The sequence below is a fragment of the Embleya hyalina genome, assembly GCF_003967355.1.
Classification (GTDB): Bacteria; Actinomycetota; Actinomycetes; order Streptomycetales; family Streptomycetaceae; genus Embleya; species Embleya hyalina.
Map to the genome: position 1 here is coordinate 638279 of NZ_BIFH01000013.1, position 25845 is coordinate 664123.

The following is a 25845-nucleotide window of genomic DNA, read 5'->3' on the forward strand; positions in this document are numbered from 1 at the left end:
GGCCCCGCCCCCACCCCCCCTCCCGTACGACCGGCCCGACGCGCACCGCAATGCCGGCGCGCGCCGGCGGCCGACGAGAAAGAGCGATTCCCCATGACCACGAGCGCTGACACCCCGCAGGCGCATCCGTCCGCGACCCCGGATCCCGAGCCGGGCCCGGAGACGACCTGGTTCACCACCGCCCGGTTCGGCATGTTCGTGCACTGGGGTCTGTACTCCCTCGCCGCACGGCACGAGTGGGTGAAGAACCGCGAGGAACTGACCGACGAGCAGTACCGGGTGTACTTCGACCACTTCGACCCCGACCGCTACGACCCCGCCGAGTGGGCCAGGGCGGCCAAGGCCGCGGGCATGCGGTACGTCGTGCTCACCACCAAGCACCACGACGGCTTCTGCCTGTGGGACAGCGCCCTCACCGAGTACAAGGTCACCAACACCCCGTACGGCCGCGACCTCGTGGGTCCGTTCGTCGAGGCGTGCCGCGCCGAGGGGCTCAAGGTCGGCCTCTACTACTCGCTGATCGACTGGCACCATCCGTCCTTCCCCGTGGACGGCACCCACCCGCAGCGCGACGACGAGGCGTTCAAGGCCGCCCACGCCGATCGGGACATCCGCGAGTACCAGCGCTATCTGCACGGCCAGGTCCGCGAACTGCTGACCTCGTTCGGCCGGATCGACTACCTGTTCTTCGACTTCTCGTACGCCGAACGCGCCTGGTGGGGCGGCAAGGGGCCCGACGACTGGGACTCCCCGCAACTCCTGCGCACGATTCGCGAACTGCAGCCGCACGTCCTCGTCAACGACCGGACCGGCCTCCCCGGGGACTTCGTCACCCCCGAGCAGTACCAGCCGTCCGGTCCGATGACCGAGAACGGGCGACCCGTGGTGTGGGAGGCCTGCCAGACGCTCAACGGCAGTTGGGGCTACGACCGGGACAACCGCGACCACAAGAGCCCCGACCTGTTGATCCGCATGCTCGTCGACGGAGTGTCCAAGGGCGGGAACCTGCTGCTCAACGTGGGGCCCGACGGCCGCGGCGCGCTCGACCCGCGCGACACCGTGATCCTCGACGAGATCGGCCGATGGACGCGGCTGCACGAGCGGTCCATTCGCGGCTGCGGTCCCTCCTCGTACACCGCCCCCGCCGAATGCCGGTACACCCAACGCGGCGACCGGCTCTACGTGCACCTGTTCGCCTGGCCGCCGCGCCACCTGCACCTGCCGGGCCTGGCCGGCCGGGTGCGCTACGCCCAACTGCTCAACGACGCGTCGGAGATCATCCCGGTCCACATCGACCCGGACCGGCCCGCGGTCAACACCGAGATGGGCGGACAGCCCGCCGGAACGCTCACGCTCCAGATCCCGGTCGGGCGCCCCGACACCCCCGTACCCGTCATCGAACTGTTCCTGGACGCCCAGGCGACCCGGGACGCCGAGGACACCACCCGGGACACCCCGACCGCCGGCTGATCACAGGCCGGAACACCGTCCGTACCTCCACCACATCCTCACGGAGGCACCATGCAACGCCGCACGTTCCTGATGGGTACCGCGGCAGGGGTGGCGCTGGCCGCCGCCCCCGTCGGCGGAGCGCCGACCGCGAGCGCGAGCGCGGCCCCCCGGGCCGTTCGCACACTGGACGAGCTGCAGGCCGCGATCGACCGGGCACGGCCCGGCGACCGGATCCTGGTGGCCGACGGGACCTACACCGTCCCCTCGGACCGCCCGCTCACCATTCGGAACAAGCAGGGCACCGGGCGCGCGCCCATCACCATCGCGGCTCGGACGCAGGGCGCCGTCGTCCTGGAAGGCGAGCACGGCTTCGTCTTCGAAGCGTCGAGTCACATCACCCTCGGCGGCTTCTCCTTCCGGCAGCGGAACACGCTGGACATACCCCCGGACTGCTCGCACATCAGGCTCACCCGCAACGACATCCACCTGGCCGACATCGAGGGCGTGCACTGGGTGATGGTGCGCGCGGACGACAGCACGGTCGACCACAACCACTTCCACGGCAAGAGCACCCTCGGCATCTACCTCGGCATCGAGGGCGCGAACACCGAGGAGATGGCCCAGCGCGTCCACGTGTACCGCAACTACTTCTCGGACCACACCTTCACCGGCTCCAACGGCGGCGAACCGATCCGGCTCGGCGTCAGCCCCCGGGCCCTGTCCAGTGCCCACGCGATCGTCGAGTACAACCTCTTCGAGCGGGCCAACGGGGACCCCGAGGCGATCTCGGTGAAGAGCTCGGACAACACCATCCGGCACAACACCATCCGGGACAGTTTCGGCGGAATCGTACTGCGGCACGGCAACCGCAACCGGGTCGAGGCCAACCACTTCATCAACGGCACCGAAGGCGTGCGGATCTACGGCAACGACCATGTGATCGTCAACAACCACCTTTCCGGCCTGGCCGGGCGCGCCCTGGTGATCGGCAGCGGATCGGAGCGCGATCACCTGCCCGGCGAGACGCCGGAGGCGCGCCGCGGCAACGACGCCCCCGACCGCATCCTGATCGTCCACAACACCCTGGTGAACAACGGCGGCACGATCTCCGGCGAGAGCCAGCGCCCGCACGAGCCGCGCGACGTCACCGTCGCCGACAACCTGCTCGTCGCGGACACGGGCCAACTGGTCGCGATGGCCAACACCGTGCGTTTCACCTGGTCGGGCAACCTCCTGTGGGGCGCCGCCGCGGACGGCAACATCCCCGCCGGCGGCGGTACCCGGGTCGACCCGAAGCTGGTGAAGGACGCGTACGGCATCGCCCGCCCGGCCGCCGGCAGCCCGGCGATCGACGCCGGCACGCCGCGCCGGCCGCGCGTCACGCACGACATCGACGGACAGCCCCGCACCAGGACGCCGGACGTGGGCGCGCACGAATACTTCCGCCGGGCGCCGAGGTGTGGCCCCCTGACCCCGGCCGACGTCGGTCCCCGGGCCGACTGAGCGACCCGCCCGCCCACTTCGACGCAGGAGGCATCATGCAACGACGCACGTTCCTCAAGGGTTCCGCCGTGGCCGCACTCGCCGCGGTACCCCTCACCACCTCGCTGTCGGGCAGCGCATCGGCGGCCGACATCCCGGTCGCGTCCCTCACGGCGCTCCAGAGCGCGATCAACGGCGCCGCGCCCGGTGACCGCATCGTCGTCGCCGACGGAACCTACACGGTCCCCTCGGGCGGCTCGATCACCATCTCCGGCAAGAACGGCACCAGCGCCGCGCCCATCACGATCGTGTCGAAGACGCGCGGCGGTGTGGTCCTGCGGGGCGAACGCGGCTTCGTGCTGAGCAATTCGACCAACATCGTGATCAGCGGCTTCGCCTTCCGGCAGAGCACCACGCTGGACATCCCGACGAACTGCTCGGCGATCCGGCTGACCCGCAACGACTTCCAGTTCGCGGACGACGGTGATCCGTACTGGGTCGTCGTCCGGGCGAACGACACGAAGATCGACCGGAACCATTTCCACAACAAGACCACCACGGGCATCTTCGTCGTCGTCGACGGTCCCAACAAGACCGACATGGCGCAGAACGTGCAGATCTTCCGCAACCACTTCTCCGACCACAGCTTCACCGGGGACAACGGCGGCGAGCCCATCCGCTTCGGCGTCAGCGGCCGGGCCCTGGCCAACGCCGGCGGAAAGGTCGAGTACAACCTGTTCGAGCGCTGCAACGGCGACCCCGAGGCCATCTCGGTGAAGTCCTCGGGCAACACCATCCGATACAACACCATCCGTGACAGCAAGGGCGGCATCGTGCTTCGGCACGGCAACGGCTCGACCGTGGAGGGCAATTACCTGATCGGCGGCTTCGACGGGGTGCGGATCTACGGCAACGACCACGTGATCGTCAACAACTACCTCAGCGGTCTGTCCGGCCGCGCCCTGGTGGTCGGCAGCGGCAGCACCCGGGACCACAACCCGAGCGAGACGGAGACCCAGCGGCGCGGCAACGACGCCTGTGACCGCGCGGTCATCGCGCACAACACCCTGATCGACAACGCCGGCATGTTGGAGGGCGAGACGCGGGCATTCGAGCCGCAGAACGTGACCATCGCCGACAACCTGCTGGTCGGCGACTCCGGCGACCTCGTGGCCATGGGAGCCACCACCGGCTTCACCTGGAAGAGCAACCTGCTGTGGGGGGCGGCCGGGAACGGCAACATCCCCGCCGGCGGCTTCATCCGGGCCAACCCCCTGCTCGCTCAGGGCGCGGACGGTGTGTCGCGACTGACGGCGGGCAGCCCGGCGATCGGCGCGGCCACGGGCAGCACGGCCGTGGCCGACGACATCGACGGGGACCAGCGCGGCAGCGTACGGGACATCGGTGCCGACGAGTATTCGACGGGACCCGCGCTCCGGCACCCCCTCACCGCCGCGGACGTGGGCCCGAACGCGCCCTGAGCGACCGCCGGCGACGGGGCACCGGACACTCGACCGGTTCGTGTACCCGACCCCGCCCGTGCCTGCGAAGCGGTCCGCCCGGCCCCGTCCGGGCGGGCCGCTTCGCACCCCGCAGAGCATCCACAGGCCGACCGCAGGAAGGCAGGGCCATGACCGAGGAGAGCCAACGGAACGCGGCGGACCACCCTCCGCTCCCGTCGGCCGCGCCGGACGCCGGGCGGATCCGTCCGGGCCTGTGCTCGGTCACCTTCCGCCGGTTGCCCGCCGCCGAGGTCGCGCGCCGCGCGGTCGACGCGGGCCTGGAGGTGATCGAGTGGGGCGCGGACGTGCACGCGCCCGCGGAGCAGCCCGGCGCGGTCCGCGCGGTCCGTGAGGTCTCCGCCCGCCACGGGCTGGTGTGTTGCTCGTACGGCTCCTACTTTCGCGCCGGCCCCGCCGAACTGGCCGGGTTCCCCTCCGTCGCCCGGGCCGCCGTGCTGCTCGGGGCACCCCGGATCCGGGTCTGGGCGGGTGCGACCGGATCGCGGGAGGCCCGGCCCGACGAGCGGTACGAAACCGTGCGCGGCCTGCGCGAGGCGGCCCGGATCGCTGCCGACCACGGCCTGGAACTCGCGACGGAATTCCACGGCAACACGCTCACCGACACCGTCGCCTCGACCATTCGGCTGCTCGACGAGGTGGACGCGGACAACGTCCGCACGTACTGGCAGCCGCCGCAGAACACCCCCGACGAGGAGGCGCTGGCCGGACTCGTCGCACTCGGCGAACGGGTCACCGCCGTGCACGTCTTCTCGTGGTGGCCGGGCAACAACCGGCTGCCGCTCGCGGACCGCCGGGACCTGTGGGTCGCGGCCCTGGGCCGACTGGCGGGTCGGGGCCTCGAGGCACTCCTGGAGTTCGTTCCCGGCGACGACCCCGCCGTGCTGGCGCGCGAGGCCGAGACGCTGAGGCGCGCCGCAGGATGAACCCCTCGACCCGGCATGGTCGAGACTGTGATTCGGCGGGCCACGCAGGGGATGTCCCGTCACCCGCCCAACCATCGACGCCAGGACGGCAGGCATGCATTTCAAGGACGACGACACGCTCCTGTTCATCGGCGACTCCATCACCGACGCGGGCCGCGACCGCGCCGATCCCGCGTCGCTCGGCGGGGGATACGTGCACGAGATCGCCCGGACCCTGCGCGAGCGGGCGCAGGACGGACCCGGCCCCCGTGTCGTCAACAGGGGCGTCAACGGGCACCGCGTGTACGACCTCGAATCCCGTTGGAGCACCGACGTCCTGGACCACCGGCCCACGGTCGTCACGGTCAAGATCGGCATCAACGACACGTGGCGCCGCTACGACCGCGATCTCCCCAGTCCGGTCGACGAGTTCGAGGCGTGCCTGGACCGGCTGCTCGCGGCCACCGCGCGGGAGTCGTCCGCACGGCTGGTCGTCATCACCCCGTTCCTGCTCCCGGTCGGACCGGACCAGGAACGCTGGTTCGAGGACCTGTCGCCGCGTACCGACGCCGTGCTGCGGGTGGCCGCGCGCAACGCGGCCCGGGTGGTGCGCGCCGACCTCTTGCTGCCCCGTGCGGCAGAGGAGCGGGAGTCGGCGGAACTGGCCCCGGACGGGGTGCATCCGAGCCCGCTGGGGCATCGGCTGATCGCCGACGCGTGGCTCGCCGAGGTCGCTCCCGTCGCCCACGACGCACGGCGGTAGCCGACGAGGTCCGAGACCCCGTACCGCTCTATCCGCTCGGACGCGGGCCGCGCCGGGCCCGGGCCGTCGAGTCGCGGACGATCAGCTTGACCGGCAGGGTCATCGGCTTGCCGGTGTGCGGTGCCGGTCTTCCGCGCGAGGACAGCAGCGCGTCGACGGCGGCCCGTCCCTGGGCGCGCAGCGGGGCGGCGACGGTGGTCAGCCCGGGCCGGACGATGCGCGTCGGGAAGATGTCGTCGAAGCCGACCACGCTGACGTCCCGGGGAACGTGCACGCCGCGTGCCTGGAGAGCGAGCACGACGCCGATCGCCAGTTGGTCGTTGTAGGCCACGACGGCGGTCGGCAGGTCCTCGGGGAGCGCGTCGGCGGCCTCGCGCCCGCCCGCGACCGTCGGCGCGAACGGGCCCACGCGCTGTACCCGCAGGCCCAGCCCGGCCGCCGCCTCGCGCAGACTCCGCACCCGCATCCCGTCCGCCCACGAGGCCTCCGGGCCGGCCACGTAGGTCACCGTGCGATGACCCAGCCGGGCCAGGTGTTCCGCGGTCACGAGCATGCCGTGCGGGTTGTCGAGGGTGATGCTGGGGACGTCGGCGACGTCGCGGTTGAGCACGACCACCGGCCGCTGCTTCGCGGTCATCCGGATGGCCGAGTCCGACAGCCGGGTACCCGCCAGGACGAGTCCCTCGACGGCGGGCAACGCCCTTTCCAGACTGGCGCGTTCCACCCGGTCGCTCTCCTGGGCGTCGATCAGCAGGAGCACGAAGCCGGCCTCGGCGGCGGCCGACTCGGCACCCCGGATGATCTCGGCGTAGAACGGGTTGGTCACGTCGGAGACCACCAGCGCGAGCATCGAGGTGCGGCCGGTGGGCAACCCCGACGCCAACGGATTGACCCGGTAGCCGAGCTCCGCGGCCACCCGCCGGATGCGCTCCGCGGTCGCCGCGTTGACCCGGCCGGGTCTGGCGAACGCCCGGGACACGGTGGACGCGGCCACCCCCGCGGCCCGGGCGACGTCGTAGATCGTCGGCGCCTTCCCGCCGGTCGCGGGGGTCGGTGCGCCGTCATGCTCGCTCACCGGATCTCTCACTTCCGTTCTCGCGGGAAGGCCCCGGGTCCGGGGCGGCGACACCGGTCGTCGGACGATGCCGCGGCCGCCCACGGGTTGGTGGGAGGCAGCGCACTGTACCCCGTTTCGACGCCGCCACCCACCGCGTGACGGCGCCGGGGCATCAGGCGGGTTCGGGGGTGAGCGTGTGCGGGGTGGGGGCGCCGGTGGTCAGGGCCGCCCGGTGGGCGGCGGTGGTGGTGGCGGCGAGGACGACGTGGACGGGAAGGCCGAGCCGGGCGGCGAGTTCGGCGGCGGGGGCGAACTCGGGCGTCGCCTGGAGGATTCTGCCGCCCCGGTGGCCCACCTTGACGGGGAGACGGTCGCCGAGCACGTCCACGTGGGTCCAGCCGCGGTGCAGCTCGGTCTTGCGGACCGGCCGTTCGCGGACGCCCAGGGTGGTGGTGAGGCGGAAGACGGCGTCGCGCAGGGGTTCGGCACCCTGCGAGGGGCACAGGACGGACAGCGTGTGCGCGGGGCGGCCCTTCTTCATCAGGATGGGGGTCAGCCAGGCGTCCGAGGCGCCGGCTTCGATGAGGGAGGCGAGGACGCTGGGCCACGCGCGTGGGTCCAGGTCGTCGATGTTGGTTTCCAGGACGACGGCCTCTCCGCCGGCGTCGACGGTCGTGGCGGGCACCGGGGTGCCGAGGAAGACGCGGGTGACGTTGGGGCGTCCGGGAGTGTCCCGGCTGCCGGCCCCGACGCCGGTGCGCTCCAGGCGCAGGTGCGGCAGGGGCGAGCACTCGCGCGCCAGGGTGGTCAGCAGCGCCAGGCCCGTCGGGGTGGCGAGTTCGCCCTCGCCGCCCGCGAACACCTGCCACTCGGCCGCGAGTTCGGCCACCGCGGGAGCGGGGACGGGAAGTTCGCCGTGGGCGGTGGCGACGCGGCCGAAGCCCAACGCCACGGGACCCGCCGTCAGATCGGTCACGGCGAGATCGTGCAGCGCGGCACACACACCGACGACGTCGGCGATGGAGTCCCAGGCACCCACCTCGTGGAAGTGCACCTCCTCCGTGGTGGTGCCGTGTACGTGTGCCTCGGCGACGGCGAGGCGGGCGAAGGCGGCCAGTGCCGACGTGCGGACCGGATCGGCCAGGGGAGCCCGCTCGATGAGGCGGCGTACGTCCCGCCACGTGCGGTGTGCGTGGTCGTGCGCACTCGGCGTCACGTCGATCCGGGTGGCCCGCATACCGGCGCGGGTGACCCGCGTCCGCTCCAGGCGCACCTCGCCGGGGACCACGGCCTCCACCGCGGCGCGCACGGTGTTCAACGCGGCCCCGGCGTCGACGAGGGCGGCGAGCAGCATGTCCCCGGCGACGCCTGCGGACGCGTCGATCCACGCGGCCCTCACGGGCGCAACCGATGCAGGATCTCGCCCGCCTGCGGCACGACGAGGGTGTCCGGATCGGCCGCGAACGCCGCGAAGTCCACCTCGGCGGGGTCCAGATGGCCGAGGTTCGCGCCGCGGACGACGTTTTCGGGAATGCCGGTCGCGAGGGTGACGGTCAACCGGCAGCGCTCGCCGTGCTCTTCGTCGTACGTACCCGCGCCGCGCAGGTGGGTGGAGTGCGCCAGGACGCCCCAGTGCAGGTGCTTGAAGCGGTCCCACTGCTTGGTGAAGTAGTCCCGGCAGTGGTAGCCGATCTGCTCGATCTCCGGGTGCATCGCGGCGATCGTCCGCACGTGCGGCGCGTAGAGGATGACCTCGCCGCCGTCCGCGACGACCGGTTCGAGCTTGTAGAAGCCCTTCGCCGCGGTCCAGATGTCCTCGTACTTCTCCGGGATCACGGACACCACCCGCCGTACGGGCGCGTCCAGGTAGCGGACGTGGACCCGCGCGGACACGTCGGCCGCCGCCGACCACGCCGCCTCCGGGGTCCCGTACGCCATCGCGTGCAGCGCCCCGGTGCCGGATTCGACCACCACGCACAACGCGCGCCGGCGGCTCGGGATCAGCGCGGCCGCCTCGTGGATCAGCGCGCGCACCGGGGTGATGCCGCGCGTGCCGATGATCTCCGCACTGGTGATCAGGGCCCCGAGCCAGTGCGACAGGTCGATGATGTCGGCGCCCGCGACGCCGGGGAAGAAGTACTTGTCCCCGCCGGAGAAACCGACCACCTCGTGCGGGAAGACCGGGCCGACGACCAGGGCCACGTCGTGCTCCACGACGGCCCGGTTCAGGCGCACGTCGACCTCTCGGCGCAGCAGCCCGCCGGACAACTCGGCCACCCGGTCGGCGCCGATCGTGCCGACCGAGGCGAACGTCGACGGCTCCCACCACTCGTGGTTGAGCACGGTCATGCCGGGCAACGGAGGGATGTGGGCGGCCAGTTCGGCCTCGCCCATCGGCGCGTGCGTACCCAGCGCGACCAGCACCGTCAACCGGGAGACCCGGCCGTACAGCGCCTCGTGCACCGCGGCGAGCAGCAGCGGAAGCGGGCAGCTGCGGGTGCCGTCGGGTACCACCAGGCAAACGCTCCGGCCGTCGAGGTCCTCGCCGGCCAGTTGTTCGGCGACGAAGGCTCGCACCCGGTCCTCGGCCAGGACGGTGCCCGGCCCACCGATCTGTGCTGTCATGGCGGCCAGAGGACCATGGTGTCCGACGTGGTGCAAGTGCCCGGGGCAACACATGGCAACCGGTTGCCGCGCCGGGCCGACGGCGGCGAACATGCCGTCATGTCAAGCCCCCACTCCGCGACCCGGCCGCTGTCCCGCGCGGTCGACGGACGCCCCGCCGCGCCGGTGCGCATGCTCCATCTCGGCCTGGGCGGCTTCTTCCGAGCCCATCAGGCCTGGTACACCGAGCACGCCGGGGACGCCGACCGGTGGGGGATCGCGGCGTTCACCGGCCGCAGCACCACCATCGCCGAGCGGCTGACCGCGCAGGACGGGCTCTACACGGTGGTCACCCGCGCGCCCGACCGCGACCGCTTCGAGGTGGTCGGTTCGCTCACCTCGGCACACCCCGGCGGCGACCACGCCGCGTGGCTGGACCACTGGCGGCGGCCGGAACTCGCGGTGGTCACCCTGACGGTCACCGAGGCGGCGTACGCCCGCGCCTCCGGGGGCGGCCTGGACACCCGACGCGCCGACGTGAGTGCCGACATCGCCGCGCTGCGCGCCGATCCGACGGCCCCGGTGTCGACGGTCGCCGCACGGCTGCTGGCCGGGCTGGCCGCCAGGCGGCGCGCGGGCGGCGGCCCCGTGGCCGTCGTGCCGTGCGACAACCTGCCGGGCAACGGCGAGGTCACCGCGCGGATGATCGGCGAACTGGCGGACACGATCGGGCGCCCCGAATGGCGCGAGGCGGCCGCACACGCCTCGTACGTGGCCACCATGGTCGACCGGATCACCCCGTGGACCACGCCGGACGACGTGGCCGCCGTCCGCGACGCGACCGGGCGGCCCGACGAAGCCCCCGTCGTCACCGAGCCGTTCACCGAGTGGGTGCTCAGTGGCGAGTTCCCGGCCGGGCGGCCGCGCTGGGAGGACGCCGGGGCCCGCTTCGTCGCCGACGTCACGCCGTACGAGGAACGCAAACTGTCGCTGCTCAACGGCGCACACTCGCTGTTGGCGTACGCGGCGCCGCTCCTCGGGCACGCCACCGTCGCCGAGGCCGTGGCCGATCCGGTCTGCCGGGTCTGGGTGCGCGAATGGTGGGACGAGGCCTCGGCCCACCTGGACTTCCCGGAAACGGTGCTGACCGCCTATCGGGCCGCGCTGACGGACCGCTTCGCGAACCCGCGCATCCGGCACACCCTCGCCAAGATCGCCGAGGACGGGGCGCAGAAGATCCCGGTGCGCGTTCTTCCGACGCTCTACGCCGAGCGGGCGTCCGGGGCGATGCCGCCGGGCGCGATCCGCGTCGTCGCCGCGTGGTTGCTGCACCTGCTCGGAAAAAACGGGATCCCCGTACGGGACGGCGCCGCGCCGGTGCTCACCGGATCACCGGCCGAGGCCGTGCACGCGGTGCTGGCCTTCCTCGATCCCGCCCTGGCCGGGGACACCGAACTGGTCGAGGCGCTCACCGCCCGGGCCTGGGAACTCGACTGAACGAAGTCGTCGTCGGCGGCGCGCGCACGCGCCGCGCACGCGCCGGCGCGGACCGGCCGGCGCGGACCCGACGGCGGCGAACCGTCACACCAACCTCGAACAGGAGAAGCACGTCATGCTCCCGGGACTGTCCGACACCGACGGCGAGGCCGTCGACCGCGTCGGCACACTGCTCCACACGCCCGGACGGCTCGGTGTGGCCTTCTCCGGGGGAGTGGACTCCTCCGTGCTGCTGGCCCTGGCCGTGCGAGCGCTGGGCGCCGACCGCGTGGTCGCGGTGCTCGGCGTCTCGCCCAGCCTCGCCGCGGACGAGCGTACGGCGGCCCTGCGCGTCGCCGCGACGATCGGGGCGCGCGTGGTCGAGGTGGTCACCCATGAGGGCGACCTGCCGGCGTACCGGGCCAACGGCCCCGACCGGTGTTTCCACTGCAAGGACGAGTTGTTCGCCCGCATTTCCGCCGAGGTGGTCCGGGCGCACGGTCTGACGGCCGTCGCCTACGGGGAGAACGCCGACGACGTGGTGCGCGCGGACCGCCCCGGTGCCGAGGCCGCCGTGCGCCACCGGGTGCTGCGCCCGCTCGCCGACGCGGGCCTGGACAAGGCGGCGGTCCGCCGGATCGCCGCCGCGCTGGGCCTGCCGTGCGCGGACAAGCCGGCCGCGCCCTGTCTGGCCTCGCGGATCCCGCACTTCAGCGAGGTCACACCGGACAAGCTGGGACAGATCGAGGCGGCGGAACGGGGCCTGCGGGGGCTGGGTTTCGGCGACTGCCGGGTCCGCCACCACGGCGATATCGCACGGATCGAGGTGCCCGTCGCCGAGATCGCGGCGCTCGCGGGCGAACGGCGCGAGGCGGCGTTGGCGGTGGTCCGGGCCGCCGGGTTCCGGACGGTCGCCGTCGACCTCGCGGGCCTGCGATCGGGCGCCTTCACGCTTTCCCTGATCGGAGTTCGCCATGGCTGAAACGACTGAATCGTTCGCACGTCTCGACCACGAGCGGATCGACCGCAGGGGATATCCAGAGGCGATCTTCTGCGAGGGGAAGACCCCGGAGCAGGTGGGCGCGATCGCCGCCGAGTTGCGCGAGCACGGCCGGGCGCCGGCCCTGTTCACCCGCGCCGGACCCGAGCACGCGCGGGCCGTGCTCGCCGAACTGCCCGACGCCCGGCACGAGTCGCAGGCCCGGCTGCTGGTGTGGCCGCCCGTACCGCCCGCCCCGGAGGGAGGTCTCGTGGTCGTGTTGGCGGCGGGTACCTCCGACCTCCCGGTGGCGCTGGAGGCCGAACTGACCGCCCGCTATCTCGGCCGGCGCTGCGAGTCGGCCGTGGACGTGGGCGTGGCCGGACTCCACCGCGTGATCGGCATGCTCGACCTGCTGCGCTCCGCCCGGGTCGTGGTGGTCGCTGCGGGCATGGACGGCGCGCTGCCCAGTGTGGTGGCGGGGCTGGTCGCCGCACCCGTCGTCGCGGTGCCGACCTCCGTCGGCTACGGAGCGGCCTTCGGCGGCGTGGCCCCCCTGCTGTCCATGCTCAACGCGTGCAGCCCCGGGGTCGCGGTCGTCAACATCGACAACGGCTTCGGGGCCGGGCACCTCGCCGCGCAGATCGCGGCACCCGTGACGCCCGCGGCCGACGCCGCGACGTGGGGGTCGGCCGGCCCGGAGTGAGCGGCCCCGCCTCGCGGCAACACATGACAACCGATTGCCGTGCTCTCCGGCCCCGGACAACCATTCGGGGTATGCCCTCCTCACTCCATCCCGACCGGCTCCTGCCCGTCGACGCACCGGCACGCGCCGTCGCCCGCCGGCTCTACGAAGCCGTCCGCGACCTGCCGATCCTGTCGCCGCACGGTCATGTGGACCCTCGACTGCTGGTCGACGACCGGCCGTTCAACGATCCGGCGAGTCTGCTGATCTCCGCCGATCACTACGTCACGCGCCTGCTGCACGCCTGCGGCGTCCCGCTGGACGAACTCGGGGTGGGGCAGGGGCCGTTGCCCGAACAACAGGCCCGCCGGGCGTGGCGCGCGATGTGTGCGCACTGGAGCGCCTTCCGGGGCACCCCCGTCCGCTACTGGATGGAGGCGGAACTCGTCGAGATCTTCGGTGTGACCGAGCGCCCCGCCGCGGCCACGGCCGACCGGATCTACGACGGGATCGCCGCGCGGCTGGCCGATCCGGCCTACCGTCCGCGGGCGTTGTTCCGCCGCTTCGGCATCGAGGTGCTGGCCACCACCGACGACCCCGCGGACGACCTGGCGGCCCACCGGGCACTGGCCGCCGACCCGGAGTGGACGGCGCGGGTCGTGCCCACCTTCCGCCCCGACCGCTACCTGGAACCCGGTGCGGGCTGGGCCGCGGCCGTGGCGCGCCTGGGCGAGGCCGCGGACATCGACACCTCGGACTACGACGGCTACATCCGGGCGTTGGAGGACCGACGACGCCACTTCATCGCACACGGCGCCACCTCCGCCGACCACAGCCACCCGGACGTGGGCACCGAACCGTTGACCCACGGCGAGGCCGCCCGCATTCACCAGGCCGCTCTACAGGGCACGGCGAGCGAGGCCGAGGGTGTCGCCTTCCGTCGACACATGCTCCTCGAGATGGCCCGCATGTCCTGCGACGACGGCCTCGTGATGACCCTGCACCCGTCCGTGCGCCGCAACCACCACGCGCCCACCCACCATCGGTACGGCCCCGACACCGGCCACGACATCCCGCTGCGCGCCGAGTTCACCGACGCCCTGCGTCCGCTGCTGCACAGGTACGGAACCGCCGAAGGGTTCCACCTGATCCTGTTCACCCTCGACGAGACCGTCTTCACCCGGGAGATCGCCCCGCTGGCCGGGTTCTACCCCTCGGTCTACGCGGGCGCCCCGTGGTGGTTCCTCGACGCCCCCGACGCCATCCGCCGCTTCCGCCGCGCGGTCACCGAGACGGCGGGATTCTCCCGGACATCCGGCTTCGTCGACGACACCCGAGCCTTCTGCTCCATCCCCGCCCGCCACGACATGTCACGGCGACTGGACTGCGGCTACCTCGCCGAACTGGTCACCGAACACCGACTCGACGAGGACGAGGCAATGGAAACGGCCGTGGACCTGGTCACCACCAACCCCCGGAGGGCCTTCAAACTGTAACCACAACCCTCGCGCGGCGTGCGGCCGTCGGCGAGACCGCGCGGCCGAGCACGAACTCGCCCACTCCGAGTTCCCCCGGGTTTCCCAGCCTCGGGTGGGAGGCGGCACGATGATTGCCGTATGCCTCCGTGTTCACGCGCGTCAGGTTCATCCGGGATTCACCAGGGAGGTTCCGTTGTGATCGATCACGCGGACGTCATCGTCGTCGGCGCCGGCCTGGCCGGCTTGGTGGCCACGTACGAACTCACCCGTGCGGGGCGGCGGGTGATCGTAGTGGACCAGGAGAACGAGGCCAACCTGGGTGGTCAGGCGTTCTGGTCGTTGGGCGGGTTGTTCCTGGTGGACAGTCCCGAGCAGCGCCGTATGGGTATCAAGGACTCGCGCGAACTCGCCCTGGCCGACTGGCTCGGCTCGGCCGGCTTCGATCGCGAGCGTGAGGATCGGTGGCCGCGTCGGTGGGCCGAGGCGTACGTCGACTTCGCCGCCGGTGCCAAACGTGCCTACCTGCACGGACTCGGCCTGCGGCTGACCCCCGCGGTCGGGTGGGCGGAGCGGGGCGGTGGCACCGCGACCGGGCACGGCAACTCCGTACCGCGCTTCCATCTGACCTGGGGTACCGGCCCGGAGGTGGTGCGGGTGTTTCGCGAACCGGTGCTCGCGGCGGCCGAACGCGGTCTGGTCGACTTCCGGTTCCGGCACCGGGTCGACGACCTGGTGGTCGAGGACGGCGCGGTCACCGGTGTGCGCGGCACCGTACTCGTGCCCGACGACGCGCCGCGCGGGGTGCGCTCCTCGCGCGAGGCGGCCGGGGAGTTCGAACTGCGCGCCGGGGCCGTCGTGGTCACCTCGGGCGGGATCGGCGGCGACCACGAACGGGTCCGCGGACACTGGCCGGTCGACCGGCTCGGCCCCGCGCCGGCCGAGATGATCACCGGGGTGCCCGCGTACGTCGACGGTCGGATGCTCGACGCCGCCGAACGCGCCGGGGCGTCCCTGGTCAACCGGGACCGCATGTGGCACTACACCGAAGGCATCAAGAACTGGGACCCCGTCTGGCCCGACCACGCGATCCGGATCATCCCCGGCCCGTCCTCGCTGTGGTTCGACGCCACCGGCAAACGCCTGCCCGCACCGCTGTTCCCCGGCCACGACACCCTCGCCACACTGCGCCACATCGGCGCCACCGGACACCACCACACCTGGTTCGTGCTCACCCGCACCATCGTGGAGAAGGAATTCGCGCTCTCCGGGTCCGAACAGAACCCCGACATCACCGGCAAGGACCTCAAACTCGCCCTCTCCCGGGTCAAGAAGGGCGCCCCGGGTCCGGTACAGGCCTTCCTCGACCACGGCGAGGACTTCGTCGTCCGCCACGACCTGCGGGCCCTCGTCGACGGCATGAACGCGCTCACCCCCGACACGCCCCTCGACCACGCCGACATCGAGCGCGAGGTGCTGGCCCACGACCGCGAGGCGGCCAACCCGTACGGGAAGGACCTCCAATTGATGTCCGTCCGCAACGCCCGCGCCTACCTGCCCGACAAGATCACCCGCGTCGTCAAGCCGCACCGCTTCCTCGACCCCGCCCACGGTCCGCTGATCGCCGTACGCCTGCGCATCCTCACCCGCAAGAGCCTCGGCGGCCTCGAAACCGACCTCGACGCACGGGTGCTGCGCCCGGACGGCGAGGTGATCCCGGGCCTGTACGCGGCAGGTGAGGCAGCCGGCTTCGGTGGCGGCGGCGTCCACGGCTACAACGCCCTGGAGGGCACCTTCCTCGGCGGCTGCATCTTCTCCGGTCGCGCGGCCGGACGCGCGTCGGCGCGGCGCCTCGCGTGAGGCGCCGTCGTCCGCCGCCCGGACCCGGGCCCGCCGAACGTCGGGCCCGGGTCCGATTCCGGGGCCGTCAGCGGCTCAGGTCCCGGAACCGCTTCACCGCCAGCGGGGCGAACACCGCGATCAACGCCAACGGCCAGGCCACCGCGAGGAGTTCCGCGTGGGTCGCGGCCCAGGAGTCGCCGCCCGCGCCCGGGTTGTCGAACAGATCCCGGACCGCGGTGGCCGTCGCCGACATCGGGTTCCACTCCACGATCGCGCCCAGCCACGCCGGCATCGACGCGGGCGAGGCGATGGCGTTGGAGAGGAAACCGACCGGCCAGACCAGGATCTGCACCGCCTGCACCAGTTCCGGCCGGCCCGCGACCATCGCCAGGTGGATGCCGACCCACAACATCGCGAACCGCAGCAGCAACAGCAGTCCCACCGCGCCCAGGAAGGAGGCGAACCCCTCGTGCGTGCGCCAGCCGATGGCGTATCCGACCGCGATCATCACGGTCAGGCCGACCGCCGACTGCAACATGTCGGCGATGCTCCGTCCGACCAGGACCGCGCCGGAGTTCATCGGCATCGAGCGGAACCGGTCGATGACCCCCTTGCCGAGGTCCTGGGTGACCGCGAGCATCGTCGCCTCGAGGCCGAACGCCATGGTCATGGTGAGCATGCCGGGCACCAGGTAGGCCCGGAAGTCCCCGGCGACGCCCTGCCCGCCGCCGATCAGGTAGCCGAACATCAGCAGCATCATCACCGGGAAGACCAGGCCGACGACCACCTGCACGGGTTGGCGGGCCCAGCGGGCCAACTCGCGCCTGGTCATCGTCCAGGAGTCGACGACCGCCCAGATCGGCTTCGAACCCGCACCGTGCGCCGTGCCCGCACCGTGAATCGCACTCATACGGCGTCCTCCTTCGTCAGGTGCATGAAGACCTCGTCGAGCGTCGGCCGGCGCATCACGATGTCCTCGGCCTCGATGCCGGCCGCCTCCAGCACCCGCACGGTCTCGGTCAGCGCGGCCATCCGGTCGGTGATCGTGGCACCGACCATGCGCCGGTCCTCGTCGACCACCACGTCACCGGGCAGGAGCGAGGCCGCGTGTGCCAGCCGGCCCGCGTCGCGCAGGACCACGTCGATGCGGTCACCGCCGGTCTCGGACTTCAGCTCGTCCGGCGTACCCTCCGCGACGACCCTCCCGTGGTTGATCACCGCTATCCGATCGGCCAACTGGTCGGCCTCCTCCAGGTATTGCGTGGTCAGCAGAACGGTGGTGCCGCCGCCCACCAGTGAGCGCACCGCGTTCCACACCTCCGCGCGGCCTCGGGGGTCGAGCCCGGTCGTGGGCTCGTCCAGGAAGAGCACCTGCGGCCGGGAAATGAGCGACGCCGCCAGGTCGAGCCGACGCCGCATGCCGCCGCTGTACCGCCCGACGGCCTTGTCGCCGGTGTCCGCGAGCCCGAACCGGGCCAGCAATTCGTCGGCCCGGGTGCGGGCGCGGCGGGCGCCGAGGTGGTGGAGGCGGCCGAACATCTCCAGGTTCTGGCGGCCACCGAGTTCTTCGTCGACCGCGGCGTTCTGGCCGAGCAGCCCGATCCGTGAGCGCACCTCGTCGGCCCGGGTCCGGACGTCGATTCCCGCCACCTCGACGCGTCCCTCCTCGGGGCGCAGCAGCGTGGACATGATGCGTACGGCCGTGGTCTTGCCGGCGCCGTTCGGGCCGAGGATCCCCTGCACGGTCCCGGCTCGGACGGTGAGATCGAGGCCGTCCAGCGCCTGCTTGTCCCCATACCTCTTGCGCAGTCCTTCGACGACGATCGCCGGATCGTGGTCAGCCAAGACAGCCTCCCTGGAAGTCAGTGGTCAAACTTGACTAGAGAGGCAAGGTACGGCGTCCCGGGCCGTCTAGTCAAACTTGATTACATCCCGACGACACCCGGCGCCACGCTCGCTAGTCAAACTTGTATAGTGATAGCGGCAAAATTGCCCGAAGAGGAGATGCGCATGTCAGCGATCCGGCTGCTGATCCTGGGTGCGGTCCGCCAGCACGGACGGGCGCACGGCTACCAGGTCCGCAACGACCTGGAGTACTGGGGGGCCCACGAGTGGTCCAACGCCAAGCCGGGCTCGATCTACCACGCGCTCAAGCAGATGGCGAAGCAGGGACTCCTCGTCGCACACGACGTCGCCCCGAGCACCGTCGGCGGCCCGCCCCGCGTCGAGTACGAGATCAACGACAAGGGAACCGAGGAGTACTTCACCCTGCTTCGCGAGGCATTGAGCTCGCACGAACAGAAGACCGACGTACTCTCGGCCGGCATCGGCTTCATCGTCGACCTGCCGCGAGCCGAGGCCGTCGCGCTCCTCGAGGAGCGGGTCGCGGGACTCGAGCGGTGGCGGTCCTCGGTCACCGACTACTACACGCCGGAGGAGGGGCTCGAACAGCTCGGGCACATCGGCGAGATCATGAACATGTGGGTGCACTCGGCCGACGCCGGCGCGGAATGGACGCGGGGTCTGATCGAGCGCATCGCGGGCGGCGCGTACACGTTCGCGGGCGAGGGCGAACCCTTCGTGGGCGTGCTCGCGAACGACGAGCCGAACCCGTACGCGACGCGCCCGGACCCCGAGGACGACACCCGCGACGACGGGGAGCCGGCGCGCCCGCGTGGCTGACCCGGATACCCCGGGCCGAACGACGCCCTCGCCGGACGCCCGGTGGCGCACGCGGCGGCCGGGTTCGGGGACGCGCCGCGGCCGGAGGGCGGCTCGGCCGTGTGTCCGGTGGTCGGCGCTCACGAACGCCACCGTCCGGCCCGCTCCCACCCGCGTACCGCCGGTAGAGTGACAGTCGATGCCGGAAACCCGCCAACCTTCTCCGATGTCCTCGTCGGAGCCGCGCGACATGGTCAGCGGCGCCGGATGGCTCCCGCACGGCTACCACCTCGACCCGCACACCCACGACCAGGGCCAACTCGTCTACGCCGCCGCCGGGACACTGGCCACCACGACGGTGCGCGGGACCTGGGTCGCCCCGGCCAACCGGATGACGTGGACGCCACCCGGCTTCGCCCACGGCCACCGCTTCTACGGCCGCAGCAACGCACGCCTGCTGACGATCCCGCTCGACCTGTGCGGCCGACTCCCGGAACACCCCGGCGTCTTCGCCGTCAGCCCACTGCTGCGCGAGGCCGTCCTGGTCCTGACCGACGGCCGCCCCGAGGCCCGCCCCGGCGCCCACCGACGACTGCTCGCCGTGGTCGTCGACGAACTCTGCGACGCCCCGACGCAGTCCCTGCACCTGCCCGAACCCGACGACGACCGGCTGCGCACGGTCACCGACCTCCTGCATGCCGACCCCGCGCGGCCGGCGACCCTGACCGAACCGGGACGCGCCGCGGGAGCCAGTGAGCGCACCCTCAGCCGCCTCTTCCACGCCGAACTGGGCATGAGCTTCCACCAGTGGCGCACGATGTTGCGCATCCACCACGCGCTGGCCCACCTCACCAACGGCATGTCGGTCACCGACACCGCGGTGACATGCGGCTGGTCGAATCCCTCCGGCTTCATCGACGCCTTCAACGAGGTCGTCGGCCAGACCCCTGGCACCTATCAGGCGGCTCTGCGCAACAGCCCCGCCGTGCCGTAGGCGCGGGGATTCCCCGGGAATCCCGAACTCCCCAGGATTGGCGGGTTTTCGGTATCGGGTGTCGGTCTGCCGGTGGTGGGACCCCCGGGCCGGAGCACAGGGTGGTGGTCCGCACACCACACCACCCGGGCGGCGGGCCCACCGCCTCCCGATCCGAGGAGCCCCGGAACACATGGTCGAGACACACGAGAACACCCCCGTCGTCATCGTCGGGGCCGGAGTCGCCGGCCTCACGCTCGGCAACATCCTGCTGAACAACGGCGTCGGCTGCGTCGTGCTGGAAAAGCGCAGCCGCGCATACGTCGACCGGCGCCAACGCGCCGGAGCCATCGACAGCTTCGGCGTGGGCGTCATCCGCAGGTGGGGGCTCGGCGAGGTCCTGGAGGGCGACCCCATCCCGCAGGACGAGGGCGGCTTCTTCATCGACGGCCGGGCGATGCCCATGGACATCGAACACGACGAGGACGACGGCATGTTCGTCCCCCAACACGTCCTGGTCCGCAACCTGACCGACACGTTCCTGGCCGGGGGCGGCGACCTGCGCTTCGAAGCCCTCGACGTTAACCTGCGGGACGTCGACGGCCCGCGGCCCACGGTCGGCTACCGCGACCCCGACGGCACGGCGCACGTCGTCACCTGCGACTTCATCGCGGGCGCGGACGGCTTCCACGGGGTGACCCGATCCGCCATCCCCGCCGACGTGTCGACCGAGTACTCCCACGAGTACGGCTACTCCTGGCTCACGGTCCGGGCCGCGGTGCCCACCGACCCCATGGGCATGGCCATTCACGAACGCGGCCTGGCCGGCATGATCCCCCGCGGCGCCGACGCCACCCGCATCTACCTGCAGTGCCCGGTCGACGACACCCCCGAACAGTGGCCCGACGAGCGCGTCTGGAACGAGCTCGAAGCCCGTTTCGGCACTCCCGTCGCGCGCGGCGAGATCCTCGCCAAGCAGGTCGTCCCGCTGCGCAGCGTGGTCTTCGACCCGATGAGCCACGGCAGGCTGTACCTGCTCGGCGACGCGGCCCACATCGTCCCGCCGATGAGCGCGAAGGGCATCCACCTCGCCCTCCACGACACCGACGTCCTCGCCCGCGCCGTCCTCGCCCGAATCCACGAGGACGACGCGAGCCTGCTGGAGAGCTACTCCGCGGACTGCCTGCGCCACATCTGGAACTACCAGGCGTTCGCCGCCTGGATCACCGACCTCATGCACAACGCGGGCGACACCTCCTACGAAGGAGAATTCCGCAAGCAGATCGCCCGCGCGGAGATGACCCGCCTGTTCACCTCCCCCACGGCGCACAAACTCTTCGGCGAACTCACCGCCGGCACCAACTGAAGACCGATTCGCTCCGGGGCCGGGGTGAACGGATCCGTCCCCGCCGTCGAGGGCACCGGATTTGACGCGGCCGAAAGACTGGAGGAGAGGGCGATTCGCCGGCCGATTCCGGTCGGATGTCCGGTCCCGATGGTCGCGGGCCTCGTACGCGGGGTCTCGGGCTCCGGGGCGGTGGACGCGCGGGCGCGGCCGCCGGCGCGGGTCGTCCGGATGGGAGGAAGGCACGATGCGGGAACTTGCGGGACGGGTCGGTGTGGTCACCGGGGCGGCCGGTGGGATCGGCTACGGCATTGCGCGGGCTCTGGCGGACGACGGGATGCGCGTGGTCCTGGCCGACACGGACACGGCGCGGCTGGAGAAAGCCGCGGCGATGCTGGGGGCGGCCGGCGCGGAGGTATTGGCGGTGCCCACCGACGTGCGGGACGCAGCTGCCGTCCGGGCCCTCGCGGAAGCCGCGACGGCCGGGTTCGGACGAGTCGACGTCGTCTGCAACAACGCCGGGGTGTGGACGTTGAACAGACAGTGGGAGACCGAACTCGTCGACTGGCAGTGGGTCGTGGACGTCAACCTGTGGGGCGTCGTGCACGGCGTGCGCACGTTCGTTCCGCTGATGCTCGCGCAACCGGAAGGCGGGCACATCGTGAACACCGCGTCGATGGGCGGCTTGATCGGCGGCGCGATGACCGGGCCCTACGGCACCACGAAACACGCGATCGTGGGCCTGACCAAGGGACTTCGCGCCGAACTCGGCGGAACCGCGGTCGGGGTGTCGCTGCTGTGTCCGGGCAAGGTGCGGTCCGACATGCTCGACCGGGTCGGCGCCCGCCCCGCCGCGGACGCCGACGAGGAGCCTCCCGGCGACGGCGGGCCGACGCCGTCCGCCCGGGACGTGATCGACGCGATGCGCAGGTCGCAGGCGGGGGCGATGAGCGCCGCGGAGGCCGGCGAACAGGTCGCCGCGGCGATCCGCGAGGACAGGTTCTGGGTGCTGCCGGGCGCCGACGCCCACGAGCCCTTGTTGCGGGCGGAGTTCGACGAACTGCTCGGCGCGTTCGGATCGATGCCGGCCGACGGGTGAGTCCCGGACCGGCGGGACGCGCGCCGACGGACGCGTCGCGTGCCGGAATGCGGCCTCGGTGACGGTACGGCGTCCGCCGGCCCCGGTAGGGCCGGCGGCGTCATCCGCGAGTGTGGCCGTCGCCGCCGAGGCGGTGAAGGCGTCGACGTCGGGCATGGTCAGATCTCGCGGCGGAGCGCGGCGATCTTCGGCCGGGGGCGGACGACTTCGTCGGGTGCGGCGGTGCGGGCGGCCTCGCGGAGGGCGGCGAACGCCGAAGGCCGGGTCGCGGTCGATGGCGACGCGCGACCCGGCCGGGTGGCGGGACGGGGACGGAGCGGGGCCGGTCCGTGTTCCCGCTTCGCCTACTTGCCGAATGTGAGCGATGCCGCCGGCGAGGCGTTGCCGTACGCGTCCACGGCCACGACCCGGGCCACGTAGCGGCCGCGCGCGACGGTGCCCGGTACGGGGATGTCGAGGGTGTTCGGACGGGGCATGAAGTAGTAGTCCGACAAGACCTTGGACGAGACGAGCGACTTCCCCGTCGCCGCGTCGGTGATGTCGACGTTGTAGTGGTGCACCATCTGGTCGTCCGTGGCCTGGGCGATCCGCACGGCCGTGCCGCCCTTGGCGTCGCGCACCGCGGACAGCGGCTGACGCGTGGTGAACTTCGGGGCCACGGTGTTGCGCGCGGCCTTGGTGTAGGTGAAGTTGTCCTTGATCTGCTGGTTCGTCGAGCCCTTGAGGCGTACGGTCCAGGTGGGACCGCTCAGGGTGCCCGCGCTGGCGTACGGCGGCTGCCAGCTCGCCGACCACTTGCCGTCGGTGTAGATGTCGTGCTTGTCCGCGGCCATGTTCACCCGCGCGATCTCCGTACGGTCCTTGTAGACCTCGACGAAGAGCGCCTGCGCGGTCGGCGACTCGAACCGGTCGGCAAGACCCTTCTCGGTGACCATCTGGTAGCCGTGGTCCATCTCGACGTACGACATCGAACCGTCGTTGACCGAGGTGAAGTCGCGCTGCTGGATGGAACGTTCGTCGTTGATGTTCAGGTGCGAGTGGCCGGAGAAGTAGACGGCCTGCGGGAACGCGCTCAGGTCCTCCGTGAGGCGCGGGTTGCTCGCCTGCTGTCCGTCCATGACCGTGTCCGTGGCGGGCCGGTGGCCCTGGACCAGGACGGGCTTGCCGGCGTAGGCCCGGTCGGCGGTGATCGCGGCGAGTCGCTGCTTGAGCCAGGCGCGCTGGGCCGTGTCGGAGTTGTACGTCTCGGTGTTGACCGTCAGCACGTGCAGGCCGTTCACCTGGGAGTCGTAGTAGCCGCCGCCCGAGTCGGGGAACCACGCCTTGGGGTAGCCGGCCCGTATCGCGGCCAGGCTGTCGTCGTGGTTGCCGGTGGAGATCAGCACCTGCGTGTCGGTCATGCGCTTGCGGGCCAGGTTGGCCTGGAAGATCTCGGAGACGATCTTGTGATCGGGACCCTTGCCGTCGCCGTTGTCGTTGATCATGTCGCCGTTCAGCAGGATCGCGTCCGGCTTGGGGAAGACGGATCCGATGGTGTCGAAGAAGCTCTCGTACTTCTTGTCGTTGGCGGCGTGGCCGCCGACGTGGACGTCGGACATCACGACCAGGCGGGCGAGGGGCTTCTCGGCGGTCTTGATCAGATAGCCGTACGACACCGGGACACTGGCCCGGTTGCCGTGGAAGGCGACCGCCGTGACGTTGGTGTCCTTGTCGATCCGCAGCGGACGGCCGGGGGAGTAGACGCGGCTGTCGCGGGTCGGGGTCGTGCCGTCCAGGGTGTAGCGCACCGTCGTGCCGCGCGCGACCTGGAACTTCACGTCCACCGCGTGCTCGTAGCGCCCGCCGGGGACGGTGACGTGCGGTGCGGACGGGGTGGCGGGATCGGCCTGTGCGACGGCCGGGGCGACGGCGGGGGAGACGAGCGCGACGGAGGCTGCGGCAATCACGAGAGGGGCGAGTCTCACGGGGTTCCTGTTCTCTGGTTCCGGTGACGACACGGCTTCTCCACGCGGTTTATAACGTATGGATAACCGGTCCGGTCCAGAGAGGCTATGCGGGCCATGTCGATCCGAGGCACGTTCGAATCGACGTTCCGGTGAAGTGATCATGAACGTCCGACGGTTGGGGTCGGGCCCGCGGGTACTCCCGAACCCCGCTCCCGCCGCTGCCGACGAAGGGCGACCCCGCCCGATCGGCGGACGGGGTCGGTGCCTACCGATCGCGCGTGACGGACCAGGCCGGCAGGTGCGCGAAGAACGCCACGGCGTCCGGCCGCCATCGCCCACCCCACGTGCCGGTCCGCGCCGCCGCTTCCCGCGCGTGGTGCTCGGCGTCGGCGCGGAGGTCGCGGTCGATGCCGTGGGCGCGTGCGATCCGGCGGATCCGGTCGAGGGCGTCGTCGTCACAGGACGGATCTCCCAGGACCGCGTCCACCACCTTGCGTTCGGCGTCGTCGGCCGCCGCGAGCAGGGCGCGGACGACGTAGCTGCGTCGTCCGGTACGGATGTCGGATCCGAGGGGTTTGCCGAGGACCGCCGAGTCGCCGAAGAGGTCCAGCCAGTCGTCGTGGATCTGGTTGGCGATGCCCACCGCGGTGGCGTAGGCGCGCAGTTCGCCCTCGTACGGAGCGATATCGGCGCCGGTGGCGAGCAGGCCCAGGCGCAGCGGGGCGAGCACCGAGTAGCGGGTCGACTTGTATTCGGTGACGGTGTGCAGGAACCCGATGTCGGCGGCGGGGCAAAAGTCGCGTTCCAGGTCCAGGATCTGCCCGCTGACCATGGCGGCCCCGGCCTCGGCGGGAACGGCGGCCATGGCCGGGACGCGGGCGGGTGGCAGGTCGCCGGTGAGGAGGACGCGCATGGACAGGAACGCGGCCAGGTCGCCGGCGAGGACGGCCAGGGCGAGGGCGACGTCGGGCCGGTCGGGGAATCGGTCGCGGTAGGCGTAGTAGGTGGATGGGCCGCCTCGGCGTACGGGCGCGTCGTCGATGATGTCGTCGTGGATCAGGGCGTGGGTGTGCAGCAGTTCGATGCTCACGGCGGCGTCGTCGAGCCCGGGCACCACCTCGTCCGTGACCAGCGCGGCGGCCTCGTGCAGCAGGGCGACCCGAAGGCGTTTGCCGCCGCGCAGCGACAACTCGCGCACCAGGTCGAGCGCCTGGCGGGGAAACGCGCCGTGCGGCGGCAGGTCCAAGGCGCCGCTCGCCGGATCGGTCAGGGCGTCGAAACAGGCCGCGAAGCGGACTTCGAACCGCTGTTGGTGGCCGTTCGCGCGGTGTAGGGCGGCGGTGAGGGCGTCGTTCACCGAACCAGGGTTGCACGCCGTCACGAGGACCCGCTCACGACCGGGCCGGTACCGCCGACCACGCGGCGTAAACCGACCCGACGCCTCGGGTCCGCGCGTACCTGCCTCGTCCGATGGCCCTCGGTCCGTGGCGCGTGACCCGTTGACAGGTGCCCGACCGGGCCCTAGCGTGCTCCATCACCGGATAGGAAAGTTTCCTAACTATCGAGGTCCAGCGCCAACTT

General features: G+C 71.8%; 21 protein-coding genes. 14 read left to right on the forward strand and 7 right to left on the reverse strand.

Translation table 11 applies throughout. From position 1 onward, the window contains the following. The first annotated feature begins 93 nt into the window (after positions 1–93). The 5 genes from EMA17_RS02780 (at position 94) to EMA17_RS02800 (ending at position 6122) form a co-directional block, all read left to right on the forward strand. Positions 94–1470, forward strand: a complete 1377-nt coding sequence (locus EMA17_RS02780; RefSeq protein ID WP_126635222.1) for an alpha-L-fucosidase — start codon at positions 94–96, stop codon at positions 1468–1470. A gap of 51 nt (positions 1471–1521) precedes the next feature. Beyond that, positions 1522–2955: a polysaccharide lyase 6 family protein gene (locus EMA17_RS02785; RefSeq protein ID WP_126635223.1), complete on the forward strand. Its 1434-nt coding sequence runs from the start codon at positions 1522–1524 to the stop codon at positions 2953–2955. Between the two features lie 35 nt (positions 2956–2990). Then, the gene (locus EMA17_RS02790; protein WP_126635224.1) at positions 2991–4415 is read left to right on the forward strand and encodes a polysaccharide lyase 6 family protein; all 1425 of its coding nucleotides are present in this window, start codon (positions 2991–2993) and stop codon (positions 4413–4415) included. A 149-nt stretch (positions 4416–4564) separates the two neighbouring features. Then, positions 4565–5380 (forward strand): sugar phosphate isomerase/epimerase family protein, encoded by an 816-nt coding sequence (locus EMA17_RS02795; RefSeq protein ID WP_126635225.1) that lies wholly within the window; start codon positions 4565–4567, stop codon positions 5378–5380. A 94-nt stretch (positions 5381–5474) separates the two neighbouring features. Beyond that, the gene (locus EMA17_RS02800; protein WP_126635226.1) at positions 5475–6122 is read left to right on the forward strand and encodes an SGNH/GDSL hydrolase family protein; all 648 of its coding nucleotides are present in this window, start codon (positions 5475–5477) and stop codon (positions 6120–6122) included. Between the two features lie 28 nt (positions 6123–6150). Here EMA17_RS02800 and EMA17_RS02805 read toward each other — a convergent pair whose 3' ends face one another. From EMA17_RS02805 to EMA17_RS02815, 3 genes are all read right to left on the reverse strand, one after another. Then, the gene (locus tag EMA17_RS02805; protein WP_126635227.1) at positions 6151–7197 is read right to left on the reverse strand and encodes a LacI family DNA-binding transcriptional regulator; all 1047 of its coding nucleotides are present in this window, start codon (positions 7195–7197) and stop codon (positions 6151–6153) included. A gap of 154 nt (positions 7198–7351) precedes the next feature. Further along, positions 7352–8578: a nickel pincer cofactor biosynthesis protein LarC gene (larC, locus tag EMA17_RS02810; protein ID WP_126635228.1), complete on the reverse strand. Its 1227-nt coding sequence runs from the start codon at positions 8576–8578 to the stop codon at positions 7352–7354. Beyond that, positions 8575–9804, reverse strand: coding sequence for a lactate racemase domain-containing protein (locus EMA17_RS02815; RefSeq protein ID WP_126635229.1), 1230 nt, complete (start codon positions 9802–9804; stop codon positions 8575–8577). The genes larC and EMA17_RS02815 overlap by 4 nt, the downstream gene beginning before the upstream one ends. Positions 9805–9903: 99 nt before the next feature. On the opposite strand from EMA17_RS02815, the gene EMA17_RS02820 reads away from it, so the two are divergent. The 5 genes from EMA17_RS02820 to EMA17_RS02840 all read left to right on the forward strand — a co-directional run bounded on the left by EMA17_RS02820 (position 9904) and on the right by EMA17_RS02840 (position 16258). Then, the gene (locus EMA17_RS02820; RefSeq protein WP_126635230.1) at positions 9904–11280 is read left to right on the forward strand and encodes a mannitol dehydrogenase family protein; all 1377 of its coding nucleotides are present in this window, start codon (positions 9904–9906) and stop codon (positions 11278–11280) included. Between the two features lie 115 nt (positions 11281–11395). Further along, positions 11396–12241: an ATP-dependent sacrificial sulfur transferase LarE gene (larE, locus tag EMA17_RS02825; RefSeq protein WP_246126398.1), complete on the forward strand. Its 846-nt coding sequence runs from the start codon at positions 11396–11398 to the stop codon at positions 12239–12241. Next, complete coding sequence (larB, locus tag EMA17_RS02830) at positions 12234–12944, forward strand: nickel pincer cofactor biosynthesis protein LarB (RefSeq protein ID WP_126635231.1); 711 nt, start codon at positions 12234–12236, stop codon at positions 12942–12944. The genes larE and larB overlap by 8 nt, the downstream gene beginning before the upstream one ends. A gap of 71 nt (positions 12945–13015) precedes the next feature. Beyond that, a complete protein-coding gene (gene uxaC, locus EMA17_RS02835; protein ID WP_126635232.1) occupies positions 13016–14419 on the forward strand; it encodes a glucuronate isomerase in 1404 nt (467 codons plus the stop codon). A 177-nt stretch (positions 14420–14596) separates the two neighbouring features. Then, complete coding sequence (locus EMA17_RS02840) at positions 14597–16258, forward strand: FAD-binding dehydrogenase (protein WP_126635233.1); 1662 nt, start codon at positions 14597–14599, stop codon at positions 16256–16258. Between the two features lie 67 nt (positions 16259–16325). Here the strand turns inward: EMA17_RS02840 and EMA17_RS02845 are convergent, their stop codons facing one another. Continuing rightward, a complete protein-coding gene (locus EMA17_RS02845) occupies positions 16326–17150 on the reverse strand; it encodes an ABC transporter permease (RefSeq protein ID WP_126635234.1) in 825 nt (274 codons plus the stop codon). After that, a complete protein-coding gene (locus EMA17_RS02850; RefSeq protein WP_126635235.1) occupies positions 17147–18085 on the reverse strand; it encodes an ATP-binding cassette domain-containing protein in 939 nt (312 codons plus the stop codon). Before EMA17_RS02850 ends, EMA17_RS02845 begins: the two co-directional genes overlap by 4 nt. Positions 18086–18250: 165 nt before the next feature. Between EMA17_RS02850 and EMA17_RS02855 the strand changes: the two genes are divergently transcribed. The 4 genes from EMA17_RS02855 to EMA17_RS02870 all read left to right on the forward strand — a co-directional run bounded on the left by EMA17_RS02855 (position 18251) and on the right by EMA17_RS02870 (position 22318). After that, a complete protein-coding gene (locus tag EMA17_RS02855) occupies positions 18251–18922 on the forward strand; it encodes a PadR family transcriptional regulator (protein ID WP_126635236.1) in 672 nt (223 codons plus the stop codon). A 205-nt stretch (positions 18923–19127) separates the two neighbouring features. After that, the gene (locus EMA17_RS02860) at positions 19128–19895 is read left to right on the forward strand and encodes an AraC family transcriptional regulator (RefSeq protein WP_246126399.1); all 768 of its coding nucleotides are present in this window, start codon (positions 19128–19130) and stop codon (positions 19893–19895) included. A 172-nt stretch (positions 19896–20067) separates the two neighbouring features. Continuing rightward, positions 20068–21240 (forward strand): 4-hydroxybenzoate 3-monooxygenase, encoded by a 1173-nt coding sequence (locus tag EMA17_RS02865; RefSeq protein WP_126635238.1) that lies wholly within the window; start codon positions 20068–20070, stop codon positions 21238–21240. A gap of 226 nt (positions 21241–21466) precedes the next feature. After that, positions 21467–22318, forward strand: coding sequence for an SDR family NAD(P)-dependent oxidoreductase (locus tag EMA17_RS02870; RefSeq protein ID WP_126635239.1), 852 nt, complete (start codon positions 21467–21469; stop codon positions 22316–22318). A 344-nt stretch (positions 22319–22662) separates the two neighbouring features. Here the strand turns inward: EMA17_RS02870 and EMA17_RS02875 are convergent, their stop codons facing one another. Together EMA17_RS02875 and EMA17_RS02880 are read right to left on the reverse strand one after the other, a co-directional pair. Continuing rightward, the gene (locus EMA17_RS02875; protein WP_218042603.1) at positions 22663–24264 is read right to left on the reverse strand and encodes a chitobiase/beta-hexosaminidase C-terminal domain-containing protein; all 1602 of its coding nucleotides are present in this window, start codon (positions 24262–24264) and stop codon (positions 22663–22665) included. Between the two features lie 265 nt (positions 24265–24529). Continuing rightward, positions 24530–25621, reverse strand: a complete 1092-nt coding sequence (locus EMA17_RS02880) for a polyprenyl synthetase family protein (protein ID WP_126635241.1) — start codon at positions 25619–25621, stop codon at positions 24530–24532. Positions 25622–25845: the final 224 nt, after the last annotated feature.